This window comes from Brevundimonas sp. GN22 (assembly GCF_054824005.1).
In genome coordinates, this window is record NZ_JSYD01000049.1 from 1 (window position 1) to 18859 (window position 18859).

Below are 18859 nucleotides of genomic sequence, written 5' to 3' on the forward strand. Positions count from 1 at the left end.
GCTGTACCACTCGACCGGCGGCCTTGTGGGCGTCGGCTCGGTGCTGCTGAACGGTGGCCGTATGGTCACCCGACGCCGCTTCTCGGCCTCGACCTTCTGGCCGGACGTAAAGTCGTCGGGCGCGACCATGTTCGTCTATATCGGCGAGCTGTGCCGCTATCTGGTGAACTCGCCGGAGAATGCCGACGAACGCTCGCACAAGCTGCGTCTCGCCTTCGGCAACGGCCTGCGCCCCGACGTCTGGGAAGAGTTCCAGTCGCGCTTCAAAGTGCCGGTCATTCTCGAATTCTACGGCTCGACCGAAGGCAACGTCTCGCTGTTCAACTTTGGCGGCAAGCCGGGCGCGATCGGTCGCGTGCCTTCCTATCTGAAGTCGCAGCTGAACATCCGCATCATCGAACTGGATCCGGAGACCGGCGAGCCGGTGCGTGGCCCCAACGGCCTGTGCAAGCTGGTCCGTACCGGCGAGACGGGTGAAGCCATCGGCGTGATCGGCAACACCATACGTCAGGACTTCACCGGCTATGCCGACAAGGCCGCGACGCAGAAGAAAATCCTGACCGACGTCTTCAAAAAGGGCGACCGCTGGTTCCGCACCGGCGACCTGATGCGTCAGGACAAGGAAGGCTACATCTACTTCATGGATCGTCTGGGCGACACCTTCCGCTGGAAGGGTGAAAACGTCTCGACCGCCGAAGTCGAACAGCACCTGTCCGAAGCGCCGAGCGTTCAGGAAGTCATCGCTTACGGCGTTGAAATCCCGGGTCAAGAAGGCCGCGCCGGTATGGTCGGTCTGGTGCTGGAAGGTCCGTTCGACGGCAAGGCCTTTGCCGCCCACGCAGACGCCAACCTACCGCCGTATGCGCGTCCGTGCTTCGTACGCGTACTGGAATCGGCCTCGACCACGGGCACCTTCAAATACCGCAAGGTCGATCTCGTCAGCGACGGCTTCGATCCGGACAAGGTGAAGGGCCAGCTCTATGTCCGCGGTGGCGAGGACGGCTATCAGCCTCTCACCGAAGAAATCCGTCAGGCCATCCTGACCGGCTCGATCCGCCTCTAACTGGCGACATCGGCATAAAAATCAGACGGCGGGGTCAAACCCCGCCGTCTTTTTTTGCGCTCTACTTGGTGGTGTAGCCGCCGTTGACCAGAATGGTCTGGCCCGTCATCCACCAGCCCTCGGTGACGAGGAAGCGGATCCACGGGGCAATGTCCTCGATATCGGTCAAACCCGTCTTGCTGATCGGCGACAGGGCCGCTGCAGACTTGTGATAGGCCTGCGCCTCGGCGGATTCCTGACCGTAGAAGAAGGGCGTATCCATCGGCCCCGGCCCGATTGCCGTCACCGAGATTCCCCGATCACCAAACTCCTTGGACGCCGCGCGGGTAAAGTGCTCGACCGGAGCCTTGGTCCCTGCATAGCTGGAATAGAAGGGCGTATAGGCCCCCAACAGGGACGTCACCAAGGTGCAGATGGCACCATTGTCGTTCACCGACTTGCCTGCCTCTTTCAGGAAGAAGAAGGCCGTTTTGGCGTTCACGTCGCTCATAGTGTCGTATTCGGCCTCGCTGATGTCCAGCATTGGCTTCTTCAAGACCTTGCCGACAGTGTTCAGCGCGATATCGGGGCGACCAAACGCGGCTTCGGTTTCGCGAAACAGACGCTCTACCTCGCTGACCACCGTCAAATCGGCCTGAACCGTCAGTGCCTTTGCCCCCGTCGCCTCGATCGCCGCCACAGTATCGGCGGCGTCCTTGGCCGTTTCGGCGCTGTGGTGATGGACCACGATCGCCTTGGCTCCCCGAGCGGCAAAGTCACGAGCCACCAGACCTCCGAGGTTCTTGGCACCGCCTGCAATCACGACGATCTTGTCCTTAATAGTCCGCTCCATGCGGTTACTCCCTATGTGTTCGGTTACACATATCGGAGTAATGTTTGCCTAAAGGCCAATAAAGCGCCATTTAAAGACATCATTTGTCAGATCGGTCGATCAATGGACAGGCTTAACCTGTACCGCATATTTACACATGTGGCAGAAACACGAAGCTTTACCAAAAGCGCGGATCGACTTCACATTCCAAGATCAAGCGTATCGGCTGCAATATCCGATCTGGAGCGCCGCTTGGGTGTGCGATTGCTTAACCGTACCACGCGTAACGTCTCGCTTACTTATGAAGGCGAAGCTTTACTAGAACGCTGCCTCGACCTGCTCGCCTCGTCCGAGGATATCGACAGCATGTTTCGCGACGACCACGAACTGGCCGGACGGATCAAGGTCGACGCTCCCAGCCGGATCGGCCGTCAGATCATCGCCCCCGCCCTTCCCGACTTCTTTGCATCGTGGCCTAATCTGCAAATCGAACTGGGCTTTAGCGACCGACCCGTCGACCTTATCCAGGAACAGGTCGATATCGCCCTGAGAGCTGGCCCCCTCGTCGATTCCGGTCTGAAAGCCCGCAGGATCGGCAAGGTCCGCCAGATCAATGTTGCCAGCCCGTCGTATCTGGCGCGCCACGGCACGCCCGCCACACCCGACGATCTGGATCACCATCTGCAGGTTGCCTACACCTCGCCTTCCACTCGCCGCGTGCTGGACTGGGAATGGTTTGACGGCGAAAAGACCCACCACCGTCCCGTGCGCTGGCAGGTCAGCACCAATAATGCCGAGGCCTATATTGCCTGCGCCCTCGCCGGCCTCGGCCTGATCCAGATACCTGCCTACGATGTGGCCCGCCACACCGGGGCCGGGGAACTGGTTCCTGTCATGGATGACCACCGTCCCGAAGACATGGTTTTCAGCCTCGTCTATCCCGGTCGCTCCGGCTCCAACCGGCGCATCCGCATTTTCAGTGATTGGCTGGCAGACCAGATCGCCCGCGCAACTGCACAGGTCGAAACTTCACCTTAAGCATTAACCGTCACAAGAAGGGCGAAGCTTTCCATCTCGCGGACCCCTCGGCCTATGTTCCAGATTATCGGCATCATCATGCTATTCGCCATGGTGTTCGGCAGTTTCCTGCTGCACGGCGGCAAGATGGCGACCATCCTGTACTCGCTGCCTTACGAGCTGATGGCGATTTTCGGGGCGGGCATCGCCGCCTTCCTGATCTCCAACTCCATGCCGGTCATCAAGGGCACGCTGGGCGGTCTGGGCAAATGCTTTGCCGGCCCGAAATGGAAGAAGCAGGACTATAAGGACCTGCTCAGCCTGCTGTTCCAGCTTTCCAAGACCATGAAGTCCAAGGGCGTCATCGCTCTGGAAAGCCACATCGAAAAGCCCGCCGAGAGCCCCATCTTCCAGAAGTACCCCAAGGTGCTGAAGGACCATTTCGCTGTCGATTTCATCTGCGACACCCTGCGTATGATGACCATGAACCTCGAAGATCCGCACCAGATCGAGGACGCCATGGAAAAACAGCTGGAAAAACACCACCACGAAGCAGGCGAGCCTGCACACGCGCTGCAAAACCTTGCTGACGGCCTTCCGGCTCTGGGCATCGTGGCCGCCGTTCTGGGCATCATCAAAACCATGGGCTCCATCACCGAGCCGCCGGAGGTTCTGGGCGGTATGATCGGCGGCGCTCTGGTCGGTACCTTCCTCGGCGTGTTCCTTGCCTACGGTCTAGTCGGCCCCTTCGCGGCCCGCCTCAAAGCCATCGTGGACGAGGAAGCGGCCTATTACAAAATCATCCAGTCCGTGCTGGTCGCCCACCTTCACGGTAACGCAGCCCAGATCTCGGTCGAGATCGGTCGCGGCGATATTCCCTCGACCATTCAGCCCAGCTTCGCTGAAATGGAAGAGGCACTGGCGGCAGCCCCGACAGACTAAACAATACACCGGCCGATATCATAGCGGGGCTCGAAACAGCGGCCCCGCGAGTCGTTTCCGGGCTATTTTACAAAGCTCGTGATTGCCTTTGAAACAAAAAATGTGATCGGGAAATCAAACGCTACAGCGGAAATTCGACCAGAAATTTAGGCTAAAACCAAGGTTTTATGAAGAATTTTTCCCATACTTTTCAATCGTCACAGCTATTTCAACAGCCCCCTGTGCACGACTTCACGAAGGCGTGAGAATTTCGCTTGCGATTCCGCTCACGATCCCGTTATCTGTCGGTCAGCGAGGCTTTCGGCCCCGCCTCAACCTTCTCAAGGAAGACTAACATGCGCATCACTGCCCTGATCGCCGCTTCGGCCGCTGCTCTGGCCCTGGCTGCTTGCCAACCGGCTGCTGAAACCACCGAAGCTCCGGCTGCTGAAGCTGCTGCTGCTGAAGCCACCGACGCTGCTGCTGAAGCAACCGACGCTGCTGCTGCTGCAACCGACGCTGCTGCTGAAGCCACCGACGCAGCTGCTGCTGCTCCGGCTGCTGACGCTGCTGCTGCTCCGGCTGCTCCGGCTGCTGAAGCTCCGGCTGCTGCTCACTAAGATTTATATCTTAGGCTCGCGGGGCTTCGGCCTCGCTGGCGAGAAAGGGGTCACCTCAGGGTGGCCCCTTTTTTCGTGCCCGTTTCAGGTCTAGACACACCCATCTGATGACCTACGACGCTCCCGACGCGAACCCCTCTTCTCCGCAACTGCTCTGGGCCGAGGATGGCTCCCCGCGATCCGGCCGGTTCGGTGACGTCTATTTCTCGAAAGATGACGGCCTGTCCGAAACCCGCGCCGTGTTTCTGGGCGGCTGCAACATGCCCGAGGTGTGGCATGGCCGGACCCGTTTCACTGTCGGCGAACTGGGCTTCGGCACCGGTCTGAACATCATCGCCCTGATCGACCTGTGGCGACGGCATCGCCCCGGCGACGGACTGCTCCACGTCTTTTCCGTAGAGGGCTACCCCCTCACCCGCGCCGAGGCCGAGCGCGCTCTGGCCGCGTGGCCCGATGTAGCCGACACCGCCTCCGCCCTGCTCGAGCAATGGCCCAGCCAGCGCCCCGGCTTTCATCGTCTGGACCTGCCCCAATGGGGCGTCACCATTGATCTGGCCATCGGCGAGGTGGAGTGGGCACTGGCGCAATGGCAGGGCAAGGCCGATGCGTGGTTCCTTGACGGGTTCAGCCCCGCACTAAACCCCGGCATGTGGTCCGAAGACATCATGGACGCTGTGGCCGAGCACTCGGCAGACGGGTGCCATCTGGCGACCTTCACTGTCGCCGGTGCGGTACGTCGCGCACTCACGGCCAATGGCTTTAGCGTCGCCAAATGCCCCGGTCATGGCCGCAAGCGCGAACGGCTCGAAGCACGCAGGGAAGGCGTGCGTCCCACCGCTGCCCCGCCCAGTATCGCCATCATCGGCGCAGGCATCGCCGGTAGCGCCCTCGCCCGCGCCGCCCGCGCCCAGGGGCTGTCACCCGTCGTGATAGAGGCCCGCCATCCCGGTGCCGAAGCCAGCGGCTTTCCCGCCGCACTGGTTACTCCGCGACTGGACGCCGGCGATGCCTTTATCAGCGGCCTCTATGCACAGGCCCTCGAGCGCGCAAACCAGCTTTACCGGCGCATTCCCGGTGCCATCCTCGCTCAAGGCGTCCTGCAACTGGAACATGTCGAACGCGATGCCAACCGCTACGACAAGATCGCCGCCCAACCGCTCTGGCCCGAGGGAGCGATGATCCGCCTCTCCGCGTCTGACGCCTCCGCACATCTCAATGAGAAGATGCCCATGGGCGGCCTGATGATGGCCGATGCCTTTGCCCTTTCTCCGGCCAAAGCTCTCGAAGCGTGGCTGTCGGATACGCCCTTGGTCATGGCCCGGGTCGAGGCGCTGACCCGCAGCGAAGACGGCTGGACGCTCACCGACGACGAGGGTCAGTCTCTGGGCACATTCGACCATGTGGTTTTGGCCGCCGGTTGGGGAACTGCACACCTCAGACCAGGCCTGTCGCTCGCGCCGGTCGCAGGACAGGCCGACTGGACAACCGACGACAAGGCGACGCCCGAGCCAGCCGTGGCATGGGGCGGCTATAGCGTCCCGACAGGCAACGGCCTGTTGTTCGGCGCGACCCACGATCGCGGTGTCGATGCGCCCGAACCCTCGCAAGAGGCATCGGAGCGTAACCGCGCCACCTTGTCCGAAGTTCTTCCCGTTCGGTGGAGCCGCCATGCGGACGCGCCGTTGAACCGCCGTACAGCGGTTCGCGCCACCACCCCTGACCGGCTTCCGATCTGCGGCACCGTCGAAGACGGCCTGCATGTGCTGACAGGGCTGGGCTCGCGCGGGTTTTGCGCCGCTCCACTGCTGGCCGAGCACCTGATCAGCCACATCGTCGATGCGCCGTCCCCCCTGCCTGCGACATGGGGTCGCCGCCTTCAGCCCCGTTGATACGGCACCCGCCGTTTCGATTAAGTAACACAGCTTACCGTCTGTTCATTTGACGTATTGAACAGTCTGTATATCCCTGCGTTCTGTCAGAACGTCCGGCTTCATCGCCGCGCGGAGAGTCCGTGTGTTGTCCGCAATCCCCCCGTCCCATTTTTCTTTGCCAAAGCACCTCCCGATGAATGTACTGCGATCCTACGCAATCCTTCTGACCTGCCTTTCTGCCGTTTCACTGGCAGCGTGTGGCGAGAAGGAGGTGAAAGAAAAGCCTGATAGCAGCATCACCGTCAGCGTCGCTGATGCCTCGACCGCCACCCTGCCTTTCAAGGTCGTCGCCTCCGGCAACGTCAGCGCCTGGGAAGAAGTGCCCGTCGGTGCCGAGACGGGTGGCCTGACAGCGGTCTCCATCTTCGTGGACGAAGGCAGTTACGTGCGTCAGGGCCAACCGCTGGTCCAGATGAATGACGCCCTGCTCCAAGCCCAGTTGCGCCAGCAGCAGGCTGCCGTCCAAACCGCAGAGGCGAACGCTGCACGCGACAACGCGGCGTTGGCCCGCGCCCAAGAACTGAAGGAACGCGGCTTCCTCTCGCAAGCCTCGCTGGATACAGCACTGGCCAACCAGCGTGCTTCCGAAGCCAATCTGGCTTCCGCCCGCGCAGGCCTTGCCGAGACCCGCACCCGCCTGTCCCAAGCCACCATCCGCGCTCCAGTAAGTGGCCAGATCATCAGCCGCAGCGTGACCAAGGGCCAGATTATTGCCGCGGGAACCGAGCTATTCCGCATGGTCCGTGACGGTCGCCTCGAACTGGACGCACAGGTCCCCGAGACGCAGCTTGGCGCATTGCGCGCCGGTCAGACCGCCGCCATCACTTCGTCGCAGGCGGCTCCGACCACGGGCACCGTCCGCATCGTTACCCCCGAAGTGGATGCCCAGACCCGTCTCGGCGTCGCCCGCATCAGCCTTGCCTCCGGTAGCGGCCTCAAGCCGGGCATGTTCGCCCGTGCCGAAATCGACGCTGGCACACGTGAGGCCACCGTCGTTCCTACCCCTGCCATCCTCTATCGCGACAACAAGGCCGGTGTGTTTGTGGTCGGCACCGGTAACAAGGTCTCCTTCGTTCCGGTCCGCGTGATCCAGCGCAACGACACCCAGTCGTCGGTTGAGGGCCTGAACGCCGGTGCGCGCGTCGTCGTCGGAGGTGCCGGCTTCCTGAACACCGGAGACACGGTCAAGATTGCTGCGGGTTCCACTGCCCGTCCTGCGGCGGCACCTGCGCCCGCTGCCGCCCCCGCCGCACGCCCTCAGGCCGCGAACTAAGGCATCACACAGATGAACCAGATTTCGTCCTGGGCGATTAAAAACCCGATCCCCATCATCCTGCTGTTCACCCTGCTGACCCTCGCAGGGATCGTCGGCTTCTCGTCGATGCGGATCAACAACAACCCCGACATCGACTTCCCGCTGGTGAACGTCGTGGCCGCCCGTCCGGGTGCCGCGCCGTCCGAGATGGAGGTTCAGGTCACCCGCGTCATCGAGGACTCGCTGGCGGGTCTGTCGGGTGTGAAGAACATCTATTCCAACGTCTCCGACGGCGTCTCGACCACCATGATCGAGTTCGAGTTGGGCACCGACACCGAGCGCGCCACCAACGACGTGCGCAACGCCATGAGCACGGTTCGCGGCACCCTGCCTCAAGACATGCAGGAGCCGACGGTCACCCGCGTGGACATCACCGGTGACGCCTTGATCACCTATGTGGTGCGCTCCAACACCATGTCGCCCGAGCAGATTAGCTGGTTCATCGATAACGATGTCTCCAAGCGCCTGCTGGGTCTGGGCGGCGTCGGCGAAGTGAACCGCTCGGGCGGTGTGGACCGCGAAATCCGCGTGGAACTGGACCCGCAACGTCTGGCAGCCTACGGCGTCACCGCCGCGCAGGTCAGTCAGGCACTGGTCAACGTAAACAACAACCTGCCCGGGGGCCGTGTGACCGTCGCAGGCTCCGAGCGTTCTGTCCGTACCATCGGTTCGGCCACCTCGCTGGAGCAACTGGCCGGCACGCTTGTCCCGCTCGGCAATGGCCGTAGCGTGCGTCTCGAAGACCTTGGTCAGGTTGTCGACAAGTGGGGCGAGCCGCGCCGTCTGGCCCGCTACAACGGACAAGAAGCGGTCACCTTCGGCTTCCTGCGCTCGCGCACCGCCTCCGAGGTCAAGGTCTCGGAAAAAGTCCGTCAGGAAATCGAGAAGCTCAACGAAGAGCATAAAGGCCAGCTGACCATCGAAGAGGTCACCTCCTCGGTCAAATATATCGAAGAATCCTACATGGCCTCCCTGGAGGCACTGGCACTGGGTGCGGCTCTGGCTGTGCTGGTGGTGTTCATCTTCCTGCGTGACTGGCGTGCGACGCTCATCGCCGCCACGGCCATGCCGCTGTCGCTGATCCCCACATTCGCCTTCCTCGCCCCGATGGACCAGTCACTGAACGTGGTCACGCTGCTGGCGCTGTCCCTGACCATCGGCATTCTCGTCGATGACGCCATCGTGGAAATCGAGAACATCGTACGGCACATGCGCGATGGCAAACCGCCTTATGACGCGGCCTTCGAGGCCGCTGACGAAATCGGTCTGGCCGTTGTCGCGACCACCGGCACCATCATCGCCGTGTTCGCGCCTGTCGGTTTCATGCCCGGCATCATCGGACAGTTCTTCAAGGCGTTCGCTCTGGCAGCCTGTATCTCGGTTTTCTTCTCGCTGGTGGTCGCCCGTACCCTGACCCCGCTGATGGCCGCCTATCTGCTCAAGCACACCAAGCACGAGGACAAGGATCCCAAGTGGATGCCGGGTTATCTGCGCGCACTGGAATGGTGCCTGAAGTTCCGCTGGGCCGTGTTTGGGTTCGGGGCGCTGTTCCTCGTCGGCTCGTTCGCTACGGCCATCGTGACCAAGATGTCGTTCGAGTTCATGTCGCCGGCCGACGAAGGCCGCGCGGCGTTCCAGATCGAACTGCCACCCGGCTCGACCCTGCGCCAGACAGACGCCATCGTTCAGAACGTCAGCCGCCAGTTGAACGCCCGCCCGGAGGTCGTCTCGGTCTACGCCGCCATCGGCGGTCAGGAAGTGACGCAGGCCAATGTCTTCGCCGACATGGTGCCCAAGGGCGACCGCGAACTCAGCCAGCAGGAGTTCCAGCGCGTCATGGTCGACGAGCTGAAGAAGATTCCGGGCGCTCGTGTACGCGCGGGCATCGCCCAGCAGGGCGGCGGTCCGGGTGACGGGACCAGCTACGAGTTCGCGCTTCTCGGTGACGATCCTGCCGTATTGGATCAGGTCGCCCGCGAGGTCGAGGACGATATGAAACGCGTTCCCGGCCTGGCCAATGTGGTCAACACCTCGGCAATTGCGCGTCCTGAAATCGTTGTCACACCGAGACCTGACGAAGCCGCCTTGCTGGGTGTGTCCGCAGGTTCGATCTCGCAGGCGGTGCGTGTTGCCACCATCGGCGACGTCGACCAGAACTTGCCCAAGTTCAACCTTGGCGACCGCCAGATCCCGATCCGCCTGCAACTGACCGAACAGGCACGCGAAGACCTGTCGGTGATCCAGAATCTGCGTGTTCCGACCGCCTCCGGTGCTACCGTGCCACTGAGCGCCGTGGCCGATGTCGAGTTCGGTGCCGGTCCCGCCAGTGTGGCGCGTCGCGACCGCTCTCGCGTCGTCTCTATCAAGGCCGAGTTGAACGGTATCACAACCGGTGCAGCAGCCCAGGCCGTGCAGCGTTTGGAGTCCGTCAGGAACCTGCCCGATGGCGTCCGCCAGATTCCCGCAGGCGATCAGGAGTTCATCCAGGAGATGCTGATCGGCTTCGGCATCGCCTTCCTCAGCGGTATTTTGCTGATGTATGCGGTGCTGACCCTGTTGTTCAAATCCTTCGCCTATCCGATCACCATTATGGCGGCGCTGCCTCTCGCCATCGGTGGTGCGATCCTCGGCCTTGTAATGATGGACAAGAGCTTCTCCATGTCGGCACTGATCGGCGTGCTGATGCTGATGGGTATTGCCGCCAAGAACTCGATCCTGTTGGTGGACTACATCATCATGGCCGAACGCGACGGCATGACCCGATATGAAGCCATTATGGACGCCGCCCACAAACGGGCGCGTCCCATCCTGATGACCACCTTCGCCATGGGCGCGGGTATGGTGCCCATCGCCATCGGCATCGGTGCCGACGTCGAGTTCCGCTCGCCCATGGCCGTGGCGGTGCTCTTTGGCCTGATCTCCTCGACCTTCCTGTCACTGCTCTACATTCCGGCAGTGTTTACAATCGTGGATGACATCGCCCACTTCTTCCGCCGCCTGCTGAACCGCGCGTTCGCAAGCCAGAAACAGGGCGCTGACGGACAATCGATCAGCAAATACTGACCCTGACCTAACTCCGAAAGCCCCCGCCCAGCTGGTCGGGGGCTTTCTTTTTACCGAGGCCGTGAGGCATGACACCTTCTGCCAGACAGATGTGGGGCCGGTATCGGGCCTGCCATCCCTATGCGCCCGAAGCGCCCTATGAGTGCTTCCACTTCTGCGACAACCGCGAGGACGCCGACATGTGCGCCGATCTGGTGGTTTCCGGGATCAAGCGCGCCACCGCAGCATCGGTCGCGGAACTGGAGTTGTCCGGTATGCGCCAGCCCGTCGTCGGCGACGTCTCGATCGTGACGCGATGGGATGGCGAGGCCGTCGCCGTTATTCGCACCACACACGTCGAAATCCGGCGACTGGACGATGTGGATGAGGCCTTTGCAATGCGCGAGGGCGAAGGCGACAAGACGCTCGCATGGTGGCGTCAGGCCCATGAGGCCTATTACCGCCGTGCATTGGCCGGCAGCGGTATCACGGTCGACGGCGATCTGCTGATCGTTTGCGAGCAGTTCGAACTCGCGCTCTAGGCAAAGAAAAAAGCGGCCGGATCGCTCCGGCCGCCAGTTGCTCGATAGTTTAACGGGATCAGTAACGCAGGCGCAGCGTCAGGCCATAGGTACGCGGTTGCCCAAGGAAGGAAGCGTACGTCTGGGTGTCCCGTGCCGGATCATAGTAGGAGCCGTTCGACTGAAGGCTGGTCTGGAAGGCCGAACCCATCAGCGGTTGGTTGATCGACACCTGCTTGTACTCGGTGTCGGTGATGTTTTGGCCCCACAGCTCCAGCGCCCACTTGTCATCCTCGGAGCCAATGGTGATGCGACCGTTCACGACACCGAACGCATCCTGCATCTTCCACGGCAGCAGGTCCGAACCGGTGTTGAACTCGGTCATGTACTTGCCGGTCAGGTTGAAGCCTGCGCGCAGACCGTTGCCGATGGCGCGGTCAAAGGCGATCGAGCCCGTGAGCGACCATTCCGGAGCGAACGATGCCGTTGCCCCCGGCAGCAGCGACAGTTGCGGGAAGTTGCCCGGTACCGTCATATCGGCAGCAGTGAAGTCGCCGTACTTGGTTTCGGCGTAGGTCACACCACCGGCCAGGACCAGACCTTCGACCGGAGTGAACCAAGCGAAGTCGGCGTCAACGCCGCGCGAGGTCAGTTCCGGGATCGATTCCACCACAAAGGCGGTGCCGAGGAAGGTGTTCAGCTGGAAGTCTTCGAACGTCTGGTCGAAGTAGGTGACGTTCAGCAGGACCTTACGGTTGAACAGGGTGTTCTTCAGACCGACTTCGAAGGAGTCGACCGTTTCCGACGGGAACAGCAGCGACGCGTTCGGCGTGATACCGGTCTGCACGCGGTCCATGTTGTAGCCGAAGGACTTATAGCCCTTGGCGTACGAACCGTAGAGCATGACGCTGTCGTTGAACTTGTAGCTGGCCTTGAAGGTGCCGCTCAGTTCGCCGTCGTCGAACTTCTCCGAGATCGTGCGGTTGTTATACAGCGGGTTCGCCCACGGAAGGCACAGGTTGCCCACCAGAGTGCTCGCCGCAGCGCCCACGACGCCGGCCAGAGCGCCTGCGTTACCGATGGCGCTGGCGCAGGCCAGACCATTGGTGCCGATGTTACGCTGCAGGCCGTTCAGGTTCTTTTCGTCCAGCGTGTAACGCAGACCCAGCGTCAGATCGAACTGCTCGGTCACGCGCCAGGTGTTGTTGGTGAACAGTGCGAATGACTGGGTGGTCTGGGTGTACAGATCCTGCACGCCATGACCCGGTGCGAAGACCGGACCGGTCGGAGCCGTCGGACCCGCAGGTGCCATGCCGCCCGTCAGCATGCAGCCGCCCAGCGTCGTAGCGGTCTGGCCCGGACGGGTCAGGCAGCCGATGATGTTCGGGCTGATCGGCACGGCCGGATTGGCTGCATTCAGCGACGACGTCAGCAGCAGCGACAGGAACGGCGTGTAGGTCGCGCCATAGTAGTACGAGTCATCACGGCGGATTTGCTCGCGGGTAGCGAACGCACCGACCAGCCAGTCCAGCTTGTCGGTCGAACCGGCCAGACGGATTTCCTGCGTGATGTTGTCCAGCGAATAGCCGTAACCGCCGTTGTTCTCGCGGTACATGTTATCCAGCGTGGAGTAATCGAGGTCCATGCCGTTGGTACCTTCCCACGCGCGCCACGAGGTGAGCGAGGTGAAGGTTGCGTTCCACGACGGGATGTCGATGTTCACTTCTGCCGACAGGCCCATGTCTTCCATGGTCTGGTCGGTGCCGCGGTTGGAATAGGCGGTGCGGGTGAAGGGCGTTTCGCCGAAGCCTGCGACCGGAGCGGCAATCTGACCGCCCAGAGCTTGCACGAGGGCATAGGTCGGGCCGACGCGGTTTTGAACGGCCACGCAGCAGTATTCGTCACGCTTGGTATAGTCCGCGATCAGTCGGATCGACACATCGTCCGACGGCAGGATCAGCAGTTGACCACGTGCGGTCCAGAAATCCTGGTTCTGGTCGTCGGTAGCTTCGCGCGGGCCATTGCCGGTGACCACGTCGTAGTAACCGTCACGCTTGCGGGTACCCAGATATAGGCGACCGGCGATGTTGTCGGTGATCGGACCGGTGACCGATCCGGTCACGCCCCATGCGCCAAAGTTACCGGCGGTGGCTTCCAGATTGAACTCCGGCACGAACGACGGAGCGGCCGTGATGATGTTGATCACGCCTGCCGAGGTGTTCTTGCCGAACAGGGTACCTTGCGGACCCTTCAGAACTTCGATGCGGTTCAGCTCGCCCAGGTCGCCGAAGCCGACCGAGTTACGCGAACGATAGACACCGTCGATCACGACGCCGACCGAGCTTTCCAGGCCCGGGTTGTCACCCACCGTACCCACGCCGCGGATACGGGCGGTGGTCGAGGCTTCCGACTGGGTCGAGGTCACCGTCATACCCGGCGTCAGGATCTGAAGGTCCTTGATGTCCTTCACGCCCGCGCCTTGCAGGGTTTCCTGCGACAGGGTCGTGACCACGATCGGCACTTCCTGCAGGCTCTGCTCGCGCTTCTGGGCGGTGACGATGATGTCATCGACCGAGGTCGGTGCATCTTGCGCGGATGCGGCACCTGCGACCCCGACCGCCGCGCCGAAGGCAACGATCGATGCAGTGCAACGCAGTCTGGTGGAAAATTTCATAGTACGGCTCCCGGCTTCTCAGCCCGGCCGCGTCGATGGCGACCGCGCTCGTTTCCTGTCCCAAATTCGACCCCCACTCATTTAATCGGTGCGGGTTCAGTTGAATTGGGTAGTGCAAGCCTCATAGAGCGACAAGCTACAGTGTTAGCTGAACGATGTTTTTTCTAATGACTTGGCGGACTGTGGCCTCAATGAGACACAATTACCTGACGTAGCGTAACTTTTTCTTAGGTTTCACGGGTCTTTAGCGGACCCGCGCCACCTATGCGTGTGCAGATTTTGGCCGTCTGCGGGCCGCCAGATGAAGGAAGATCGCGCCCACACAGGCCGACAACAGGGAGCCACCCAGTACGCCCAGTTTCACTTCGATCTGCTGGGGCGAATCCACGGCTCCAGGCACTGCCAGCGCGCCGATAAACAGGCTCATTGTGAAACCGATGCCGCAAAGCATGCTCACGCCATAAAGCTGCATCCACGATGCCCCCGTCGGCTTGTCCGCCAACCGCAGACGCGTGGCCAGCCAGGCCGCACCGAACACACCGATCTGCTTACCCAAAAACAGACCCAGCGCGATGCCAAGGACCAGAGGCGCGAATGCCTGATCTAAAGACAGGCCGCTGAAGCTGACCCCTGCCTTGGCAAAGGCGAAGATCGGCAAGACCAGGAACGCAACATAGGGATGCAGGTCATGCATAGCGTCGCGCAGAGGACTGGCTCCCGTCTCGCGGCGCGGATTGACCGGTACCACCGCGGCAAACGCCACAGCCGCCAGCGATGTCGAAAGGCCCGATTTCACTGTCAGCCACCACATCGCGGCAAAACCGATGCACCAGAAGGCCGCCGCCAGTCGCCAGCGTCCCAGCACCGCCATCACGGCCAGCACGCCCACAGCCCCGAGCAGCGGCACCAACTGAACGCCCTGACTGAACAGCACGGCAATCAGGGCAATGGCTCCCAGATCATCGACAATCGCAAGGGTCAGCAAGAACACCCGCAAGGACGATGGCAAACCGCGCCCGACCAGGCCGAAAACAGCCAGCGCAAAGGCAATGTCGGTTGCCACCGGAATAGGCCAGCCCTCATGCGGCCCACCCAACAGATTGCTGACCAGCAAATAGATCCCGATCGGTGCGACCATACCCCCCAGCGCGCCGATGATCGGCATGGCCAGTTTCTTCGGGTTGCTCAGTTCGCCCTTTAATATCTCGTATTTGATCTCCAGACCCACCACGAGGAAGAAGACCGCCATCAGGCCTTCCTTGATCCAGTTGGCGACCGTCTCCTCCAGCCTCAGCGGCCCGATCTGCAGGACCTGCACGCTTTTCAGCCATGCGAAATAGTCCGCCGACAGGGGCGAGTTGGCGACGATCAAAGCCGCTAGCGCGGCCAGCCCGAGGGCGGCACCGGAGGCGGCTTCCGTCTTGAGGAAGTCGAGTGTGAGTTTCTTGGCCACGTCAGAGATCCGATAATCGGTTAAACTTGGGTGGCGTCAGGTTATCGACGGACGCCGGACCGGATTCGCCGCACATAAGCACAAGCGCCAGCCTGGCCCACAATCCGGACAGCCCCAAAGGCGTCACAGGACCGGAGCCTGATCTCTACCGCTATAAATACCCCACTACCGCAGGGGTTCAACCCTTATCGACATTGCGAAACGCCATGGGATAGGCCATCTGCCCCTCATGTCCGTTTCCCCGACCTACCGCCCCGATCCCCGCTTTGCCCAACTGGGTACCGAGTTTGGCGAGACGGTTGCCGCCGCCGAGTTTCCCAAGACCGAACTTCGCCTGCGCCACAACCGTGCCGCCTCAGAGGTCGGGCTGGATACTCTGACGGACGAGGAATGGATTTCCCACTTCGGTCGCTTTGCGCCCCTGCCCGGCCAGCCCGAGCCGATCGCCATGGCTTATCACGGCCACCAGTTCCGCGTTTACAACCCGCAGATCGGCGATGGCCGCGGCTTCCTCGCCGCGCAGATGCGCGACACCGATGGCCGCCTGATGGATCTCGGAACCAAGGGCTCGGGCATCACCCCGTTCTCCCGCCACGCTGATGGCCGACTGACCCTCAAGGGCGGCATGCGCGAAGCCCTGGCCGCCGCCATGCTGGAAAGCCTTGGCGTGCCGACCTGCCGCATCCTGTCCTTGGTCGAGACGGGCGAGGAACTGGAGCGCGGTGACGAGCCGTCCCCCACCCGCTCAGCTGTGATGGTGCGCCTGTCGCACAGCCACATCCGCTTCGGCACCTTCCAGCGCGCGGCCTATTACAGCCGTCGCGACGAGCTGACCGAACTGGTGGAACACGCCCGCGCCAACTATTATCCACATCTGATCGAAGGCGATGCCGCGGGCTTCTTGCATGAAGTCGTACAGGCGCAAGCCAAACTCTGCGCCCGCTGGGTCGCCGCAGGTTTCGTCCACGGCGTGCTGAACACCGACAATCTGAATGTGACTGGCGAAAGCTTCGACTACGGCCCGTGGCGCTTCCTGCCGCACTACGAGCCGGGCTTTACCGCGGCCTATTTCGACCACGACGGCCTCTACGCCTTCGCGCGCCAGCCAGAAGCCGTGTTCTGGAACCTGACGCAACTGGCAGGCTGCCTGAAGCTTATCGCCGACTCCGAAGGTCTGGTGGCATCGCTCAACGGCTTTGGTCCCGCCTATATCCGCGAGCTGCGGGCCGCCTTCGTGATGCGCCTTGGTGTGAAGTCTGTCGGGGAAGCCGCTGACCAACGCCTCATGGACTGCACGCTGGCGCTACTGCGCGAAAAGGGCGAGGAACTGCGCTGGGAGCCGCTCTTCTTCGACTGGTTTGGCGGCTTCTCGTCGTCGGCACGCGCATTGGGCGGCCCGCGCGGCAAGTGCTATCAGGGCGAGGCCTTCGACGCCTTCCGCTATGCCCTGATGGAGCACGAGCCGGACAACCCCGAGCGTCTGGAGCACCCGATGTTCCGCAAGGCCGAGCCTGAAGAGATGCTTATCGACGAGGTCGAAGCCATCTGGGACGCCATCGCCGAGCGCGGCGACTGGCAACCTCTGAACGACAAACTGGCCCGACTGGAAGCGGCCCGTCAGGCGTGGGGCTTCTAACCCTTAAGCCTTAGGTGGCCGCTCTGGCGCGACGGATCTTGCTGGTCTTGCGCGCCAGCGACCGCTTAATGACCTTTAGCGGAGAGGCCATAATCGCGTCCTGCTCCCTGAGCCTGCGTTCCAACACATCGATGCGCGCCCGCGACGCCGTCAAGGCGTTGCGCGCGTCGTTATACTGACCCAGCACGAAGGCGTGCACCGTGGCATCGGCTTGGGACTGGCGTTCGGCAGCCGCCGCGAGTTCCGCAGCAAGCGCCTCGCTGGCCTGCGTCTGCTTGTTCAACTCGTCTTCCAGCGCTGCGACACGTTGTTGGTACTGCACTTCCAGCGCTGCGATACGTTCTTGATGCTGCGCGTGCTCAGCCGTCTTAACTGCGTCGTAGTTCGCCAATTCGCTGAGTTTGTTCGACAACTGCGTGGTCAGGTCTTCAATCTGCGCTTTGAGGCCTGCGATCTCTTCCAGAGCTTCCTCGTGCAGCTTCGCACGCTCGAAGGACTGGTCGATCAGCGGACGGATGGGATCGAACTTGGGATGGTTGTCACCAAAACCACTGTTCAGTGTACGGATGAAGTCCAACGCGAACAGCGAATGTGACTCGGCAATGAAGTGGGTAGGGGTCGGTCCGCCATATGGCACGCCGGTTGCCCCGGTGATGGCGCGCTCTTTGGGAACACCAATCCATTCAAAGTCAAAGTTGTCTCGGATCCACGCATACATGTGGCCCAGCCGCTCGTTCATCTCGGCGACATTGAGCGCGTAGAAGGTCGCCACCGTGTCGTAGCGTTCGAGCGTCGGATAGATTTCGGCGATCAGAATACGCTCGTATTGGCCGTCGATCATCTTGGCGAACTTCTTGAATGCCGCCTTCCAGACAGGGAACCAGTCATCCCAGTTCCGGACAGCAGATACGCGCCGCACGCTGTCGCGGCATAGTTCTTCGAGGATGTCAGTCGACATCGTCTCGTGCGTCAGCCCATCCACCATGCTGATCGCATCGACAGGGTCCATGACCCAGACGTCGGGCTCCAGCTCCACCACGCCGGTGAACACGTCGCGGGTTACGTCAAAGACGAACAGACGTTCTTCGACGTTAGAGCGACAGTTCAGCTCGGGCTGGTGCATGCCACCCGCGTCATTCACCCAATAGTTGGCGAACTCGGGCGGCAGTTTGGTGAAATCGAAGCGGAAGCGCGAGACGGGGTCGCTCATCATCGCAATGGTAGGCCGGCGCCATAGGTGACGGCGGTGCAGGATCACATGGCCATTTAGCGTCGTCGCCAAATGCCCCACGACACAACCACCAAGCGTCACCATACCCGGCAAGTCGGGATTAGGTTCGCTTCGTATGGTTTGATCTTGATCCGGCACAGCCCCTCCGATCGTACAAATATACTCAAAAATCGAAGACTATTATTCCCCGACCCGGCACACATCGCCGGAATACCAACATTTCGGAATGACAAAAAGGTACGAAACGTTATCCAAACGTCGCAAATGGTAAGCGCACTTACTCAAAGAGTTTACTCAGAGAAATCTCAAGTTCAGATTCCTGCGTTACGAGAATATCGCACAATATTGGACCAGCTTTGCTACCCATGCTCGGATTCACCGCCTGAAGTGAATTTCACTCACAATGATTTTACCGCCTTGCATAGCTTGGCCGCAGCCACCACCTACGTTCTGAAACACCCGTGGTTGCAATTATGTCCCTCTGCCCCGCCTCCCCTTCACACCGCCCTGCGCACTTACGTCTCCTGCCCCGTCGGCTCGATAGGGACGTCACCCGCTGCTCCACTATTCAAAGAGCAGACAGGCCCAAATCCGAACGAGAACTCAGGGTGCGCGCCATCTGGA

At 61.6% G+C, this 18859-nt stretch carries 13 protein-coding genes; 9 read left to right on the forward strand and 4 right to left on the reverse strand.

The genetic code is table 11. The features are described from left to right. Window positions 1-1063: AMP-binding protein (locus OB03_RS07675; protein ID WP_461343732.1), on the forward strand; the 1063-nt coding region annotated here is incomplete at its 5' end. A 61-nt stretch (window positions 1064-1124) separates the two neighbouring features. Here OB03_RS07675 and OB03_RS07680 read toward each other — a convergent pair. Further along, complete coding sequence (locus OB03_RS07680; protein ID WP_242914661.1) at window positions 1125-1895, reverse strand: SDR family oxidoreductase; 771 nt, start codon at window positions 1893-1895, stop codon at window positions 1125-1127. A gap of 102 nt (window positions 1896-1997) precedes the next feature. On the opposite strand from OB03_RS07680, the gene OB03_RS07685 reads away from it, so the two are divergent. From OB03_RS07685 to OB03_RS07715, 7 genes are all read left to right on the forward strand, one after another. After that, on the forward strand, window positions 1998-2912 hold the full coding sequence (locus OB03_RS07685) for a LysR family transcriptional regulator (RefSeq protein WP_461343733.1): 915 nt from the start codon (window positions 1998-2000) through the stop codon (window positions 2910-2912). A gap of 54 nt (window positions 2913-2966) precedes the next feature. After that, window positions 2967-3833 (forward strand): flagellar motor stator protein MotA, encoded by an 867-nt coding sequence (gene motA / locus OB03_RS07690; protein WP_242914657.1) that lies wholly within the window; start codon window positions 2967-2969, stop codon window positions 3831-3833. A gap of 335 nt (window positions 3834-4168) precedes the next feature. Then, window positions 4169-4432: a hypothetical protein gene (locus tag OB03_RS07695; protein ID WP_461343734.1), complete on the forward strand. Its 264-nt coding sequence runs from the start codon at window positions 4169-4171 to the stop codon at window positions 4430-4432. Between the two features lie 107 nt (window positions 4433-4539). Next, on the forward strand, window positions 4540-6321 hold the full coding sequence (gene mnmC2, locus OB03_RS07700; RefSeq protein ID WP_461343735.1) for a tRNA (5-methylaminomethyl-2-thiouridine)(34)-methyltransferase MnmC2: 1782 nt from the start codon (window positions 4540-4542) through the stop codon (window positions 6319-6321). 175 nt (window positions 6322-6496) lie between these two features. After that, window positions 6497-7636 carry an efflux RND transporter periplasmic adaptor subunit gene (locus OB03_RS07705; RefSeq protein ID WP_461343736.1) on the forward strand — a complete coding sequence of 380 codons (1140 nt, stop codon included), beginning with the start codon at window positions 6497-6499 and terminating at the stop codon, window positions 7634-7636. 12 nt (window positions 7637-7648) lie between these two features. Next, window positions 7649-10741, forward strand: coding sequence for an efflux RND transporter permease subunit (locus OB03_RS07710; RefSeq protein WP_461343737.1), 3093 nt, complete (start codon window positions 7649-7651; stop codon window positions 10739-10741). 68 nt (window positions 10742-10809) lie between these two features. Then, on the forward strand, window positions 10810-11262 hold the full coding sequence (locus OB03_RS07715) for an ASCH domain-containing protein (protein ID WP_461343738.1): 453 nt from the start codon (window positions 10810-10812) through the stop codon (window positions 11260-11262). Window positions 11263-11320: 58 nt separating this feature from the next. On the opposite strand, the gene OB03_RS07720 is transcribed toward OB03_RS07715, so the two are convergent. Together OB03_RS07720 and nhaA are read right to left on the reverse strand one after the other, a co-directional pair. After that, a complete protein-coding gene (locus OB03_RS07720) occupies window positions 11321-13915 on the reverse strand; it encodes a TonB-dependent receptor (protein WP_242914645.1) in 2595 nt (864 codons plus the stop codon). Between the two features lie 262 nt (window positions 13916-14177). Beyond that, on the reverse strand, window positions 14178-15368 hold the full coding sequence (gene nhaA / locus OB03_RS07725) for a Na+/H+ antiporter NhaA (RefSeq protein ID WP_461343739.1): 1191 nt from the start codon (window positions 15366-15368) through the stop codon (window positions 14178-14180). Between the two features lie 229 nt (window positions 15369-15597). Between nhaA and OB03_RS07730 the strand changes: the two genes are divergently transcribed. Then, entirely contained in the window at window positions 15598-17004 is a 1407-nt protein-coding gene (locus OB03_RS07730; RefSeq protein WP_461343740.1) for a protein adenylyltransferase SelO, read from the forward strand. Between the two features lie 10 nt (window positions 17005-17014). Here the strand turns inward: OB03_RS07730 and OB03_RS07735 are convergent, their stop codons facing one another. Then, window positions 17015-18214, reverse strand: a complete 1200-nt coding sequence (locus tag OB03_RS07735) for a DUF6270 domain-containing protein (RefSeq protein WP_461343741.1) — start codon at window positions 18212-18214, stop codon at window positions 17015-17017. Window positions 18215-18859 lie beyond the last annotated feature (645 nt).

Coding starts and splice junctions, on each gene's coding strand:
- OB03_RS07695 (WP_461343734.1), top strand. CDS start 4,169: ATGCGCATCACTGCCCTGATCGCCGCTTCGGCCGCTGCTCTGGCCCTG.
- OB03_RS07685 (WP_461343733.1), top strand. CDS start 1,998: ATGGACAGGCTTAACCTGTACCGCATATTTACACATGTGGCAGAAACA.
- OB03_RS07720 (WP_242914645.1), bottom strand. CDS start 13,915: ATGAAATTTTCCACCAGACTGCGTTGCACTGCATCGATCGTTGCCTTC.
- OB03_RS07710 (WP_461343737.1), top strand. CDS start 7,649: ATGAACCAGATTTCGTCCTGGGCGATTAAAAACCCGATCCCCATCATC.
- OB03_RS07730 (WP_461343740.1), top strand. CDS start 15,598: ATGTCCGTTTCCCCGACCTACCGCCCCGATCCCCGCTTTGCCCAACTG.
- mnmC2 (WP_461343735.1), top strand. CDS start 4,540: ATGACCTACGACGCTCCCGACGCGAACCCCTCTTCTCCGCAACTGCTC.
- motA (WP_242914657.1), top strand. CDS start 2,967: ATGTTCCAGATTATCGGCATCATCATGCTATTCGCCATGGTGTTCGGC.
- OB03_RS07715 (WP_461343738.1), top strand. CDS start 10,810: ATGACACCTTCTGCCAGACAGATGTGGGGCCGGTATCGGGCCTGCCAT.
- OB03_RS07705 (WP_461343736.1), top strand. CDS start 6,497: ATGAATGTACTGCGATCCTACGCAATCCTTCTGACCTGCCTTTCTGCC.
- OB03_RS07680 (WP_242914661.1), bottom strand. CDS start 1,895: ATGGAGCGGACTATTAAGGACAAGATCGTCGTGATTGCAGGCGGTGCC.
- OB03_RS07735 (WP_461343741.1), bottom strand. CDS start 18,214: ATGAGCGACCCCGTCTCGCGCTTCCGCTTCGATTTCACCAAACTGCCG.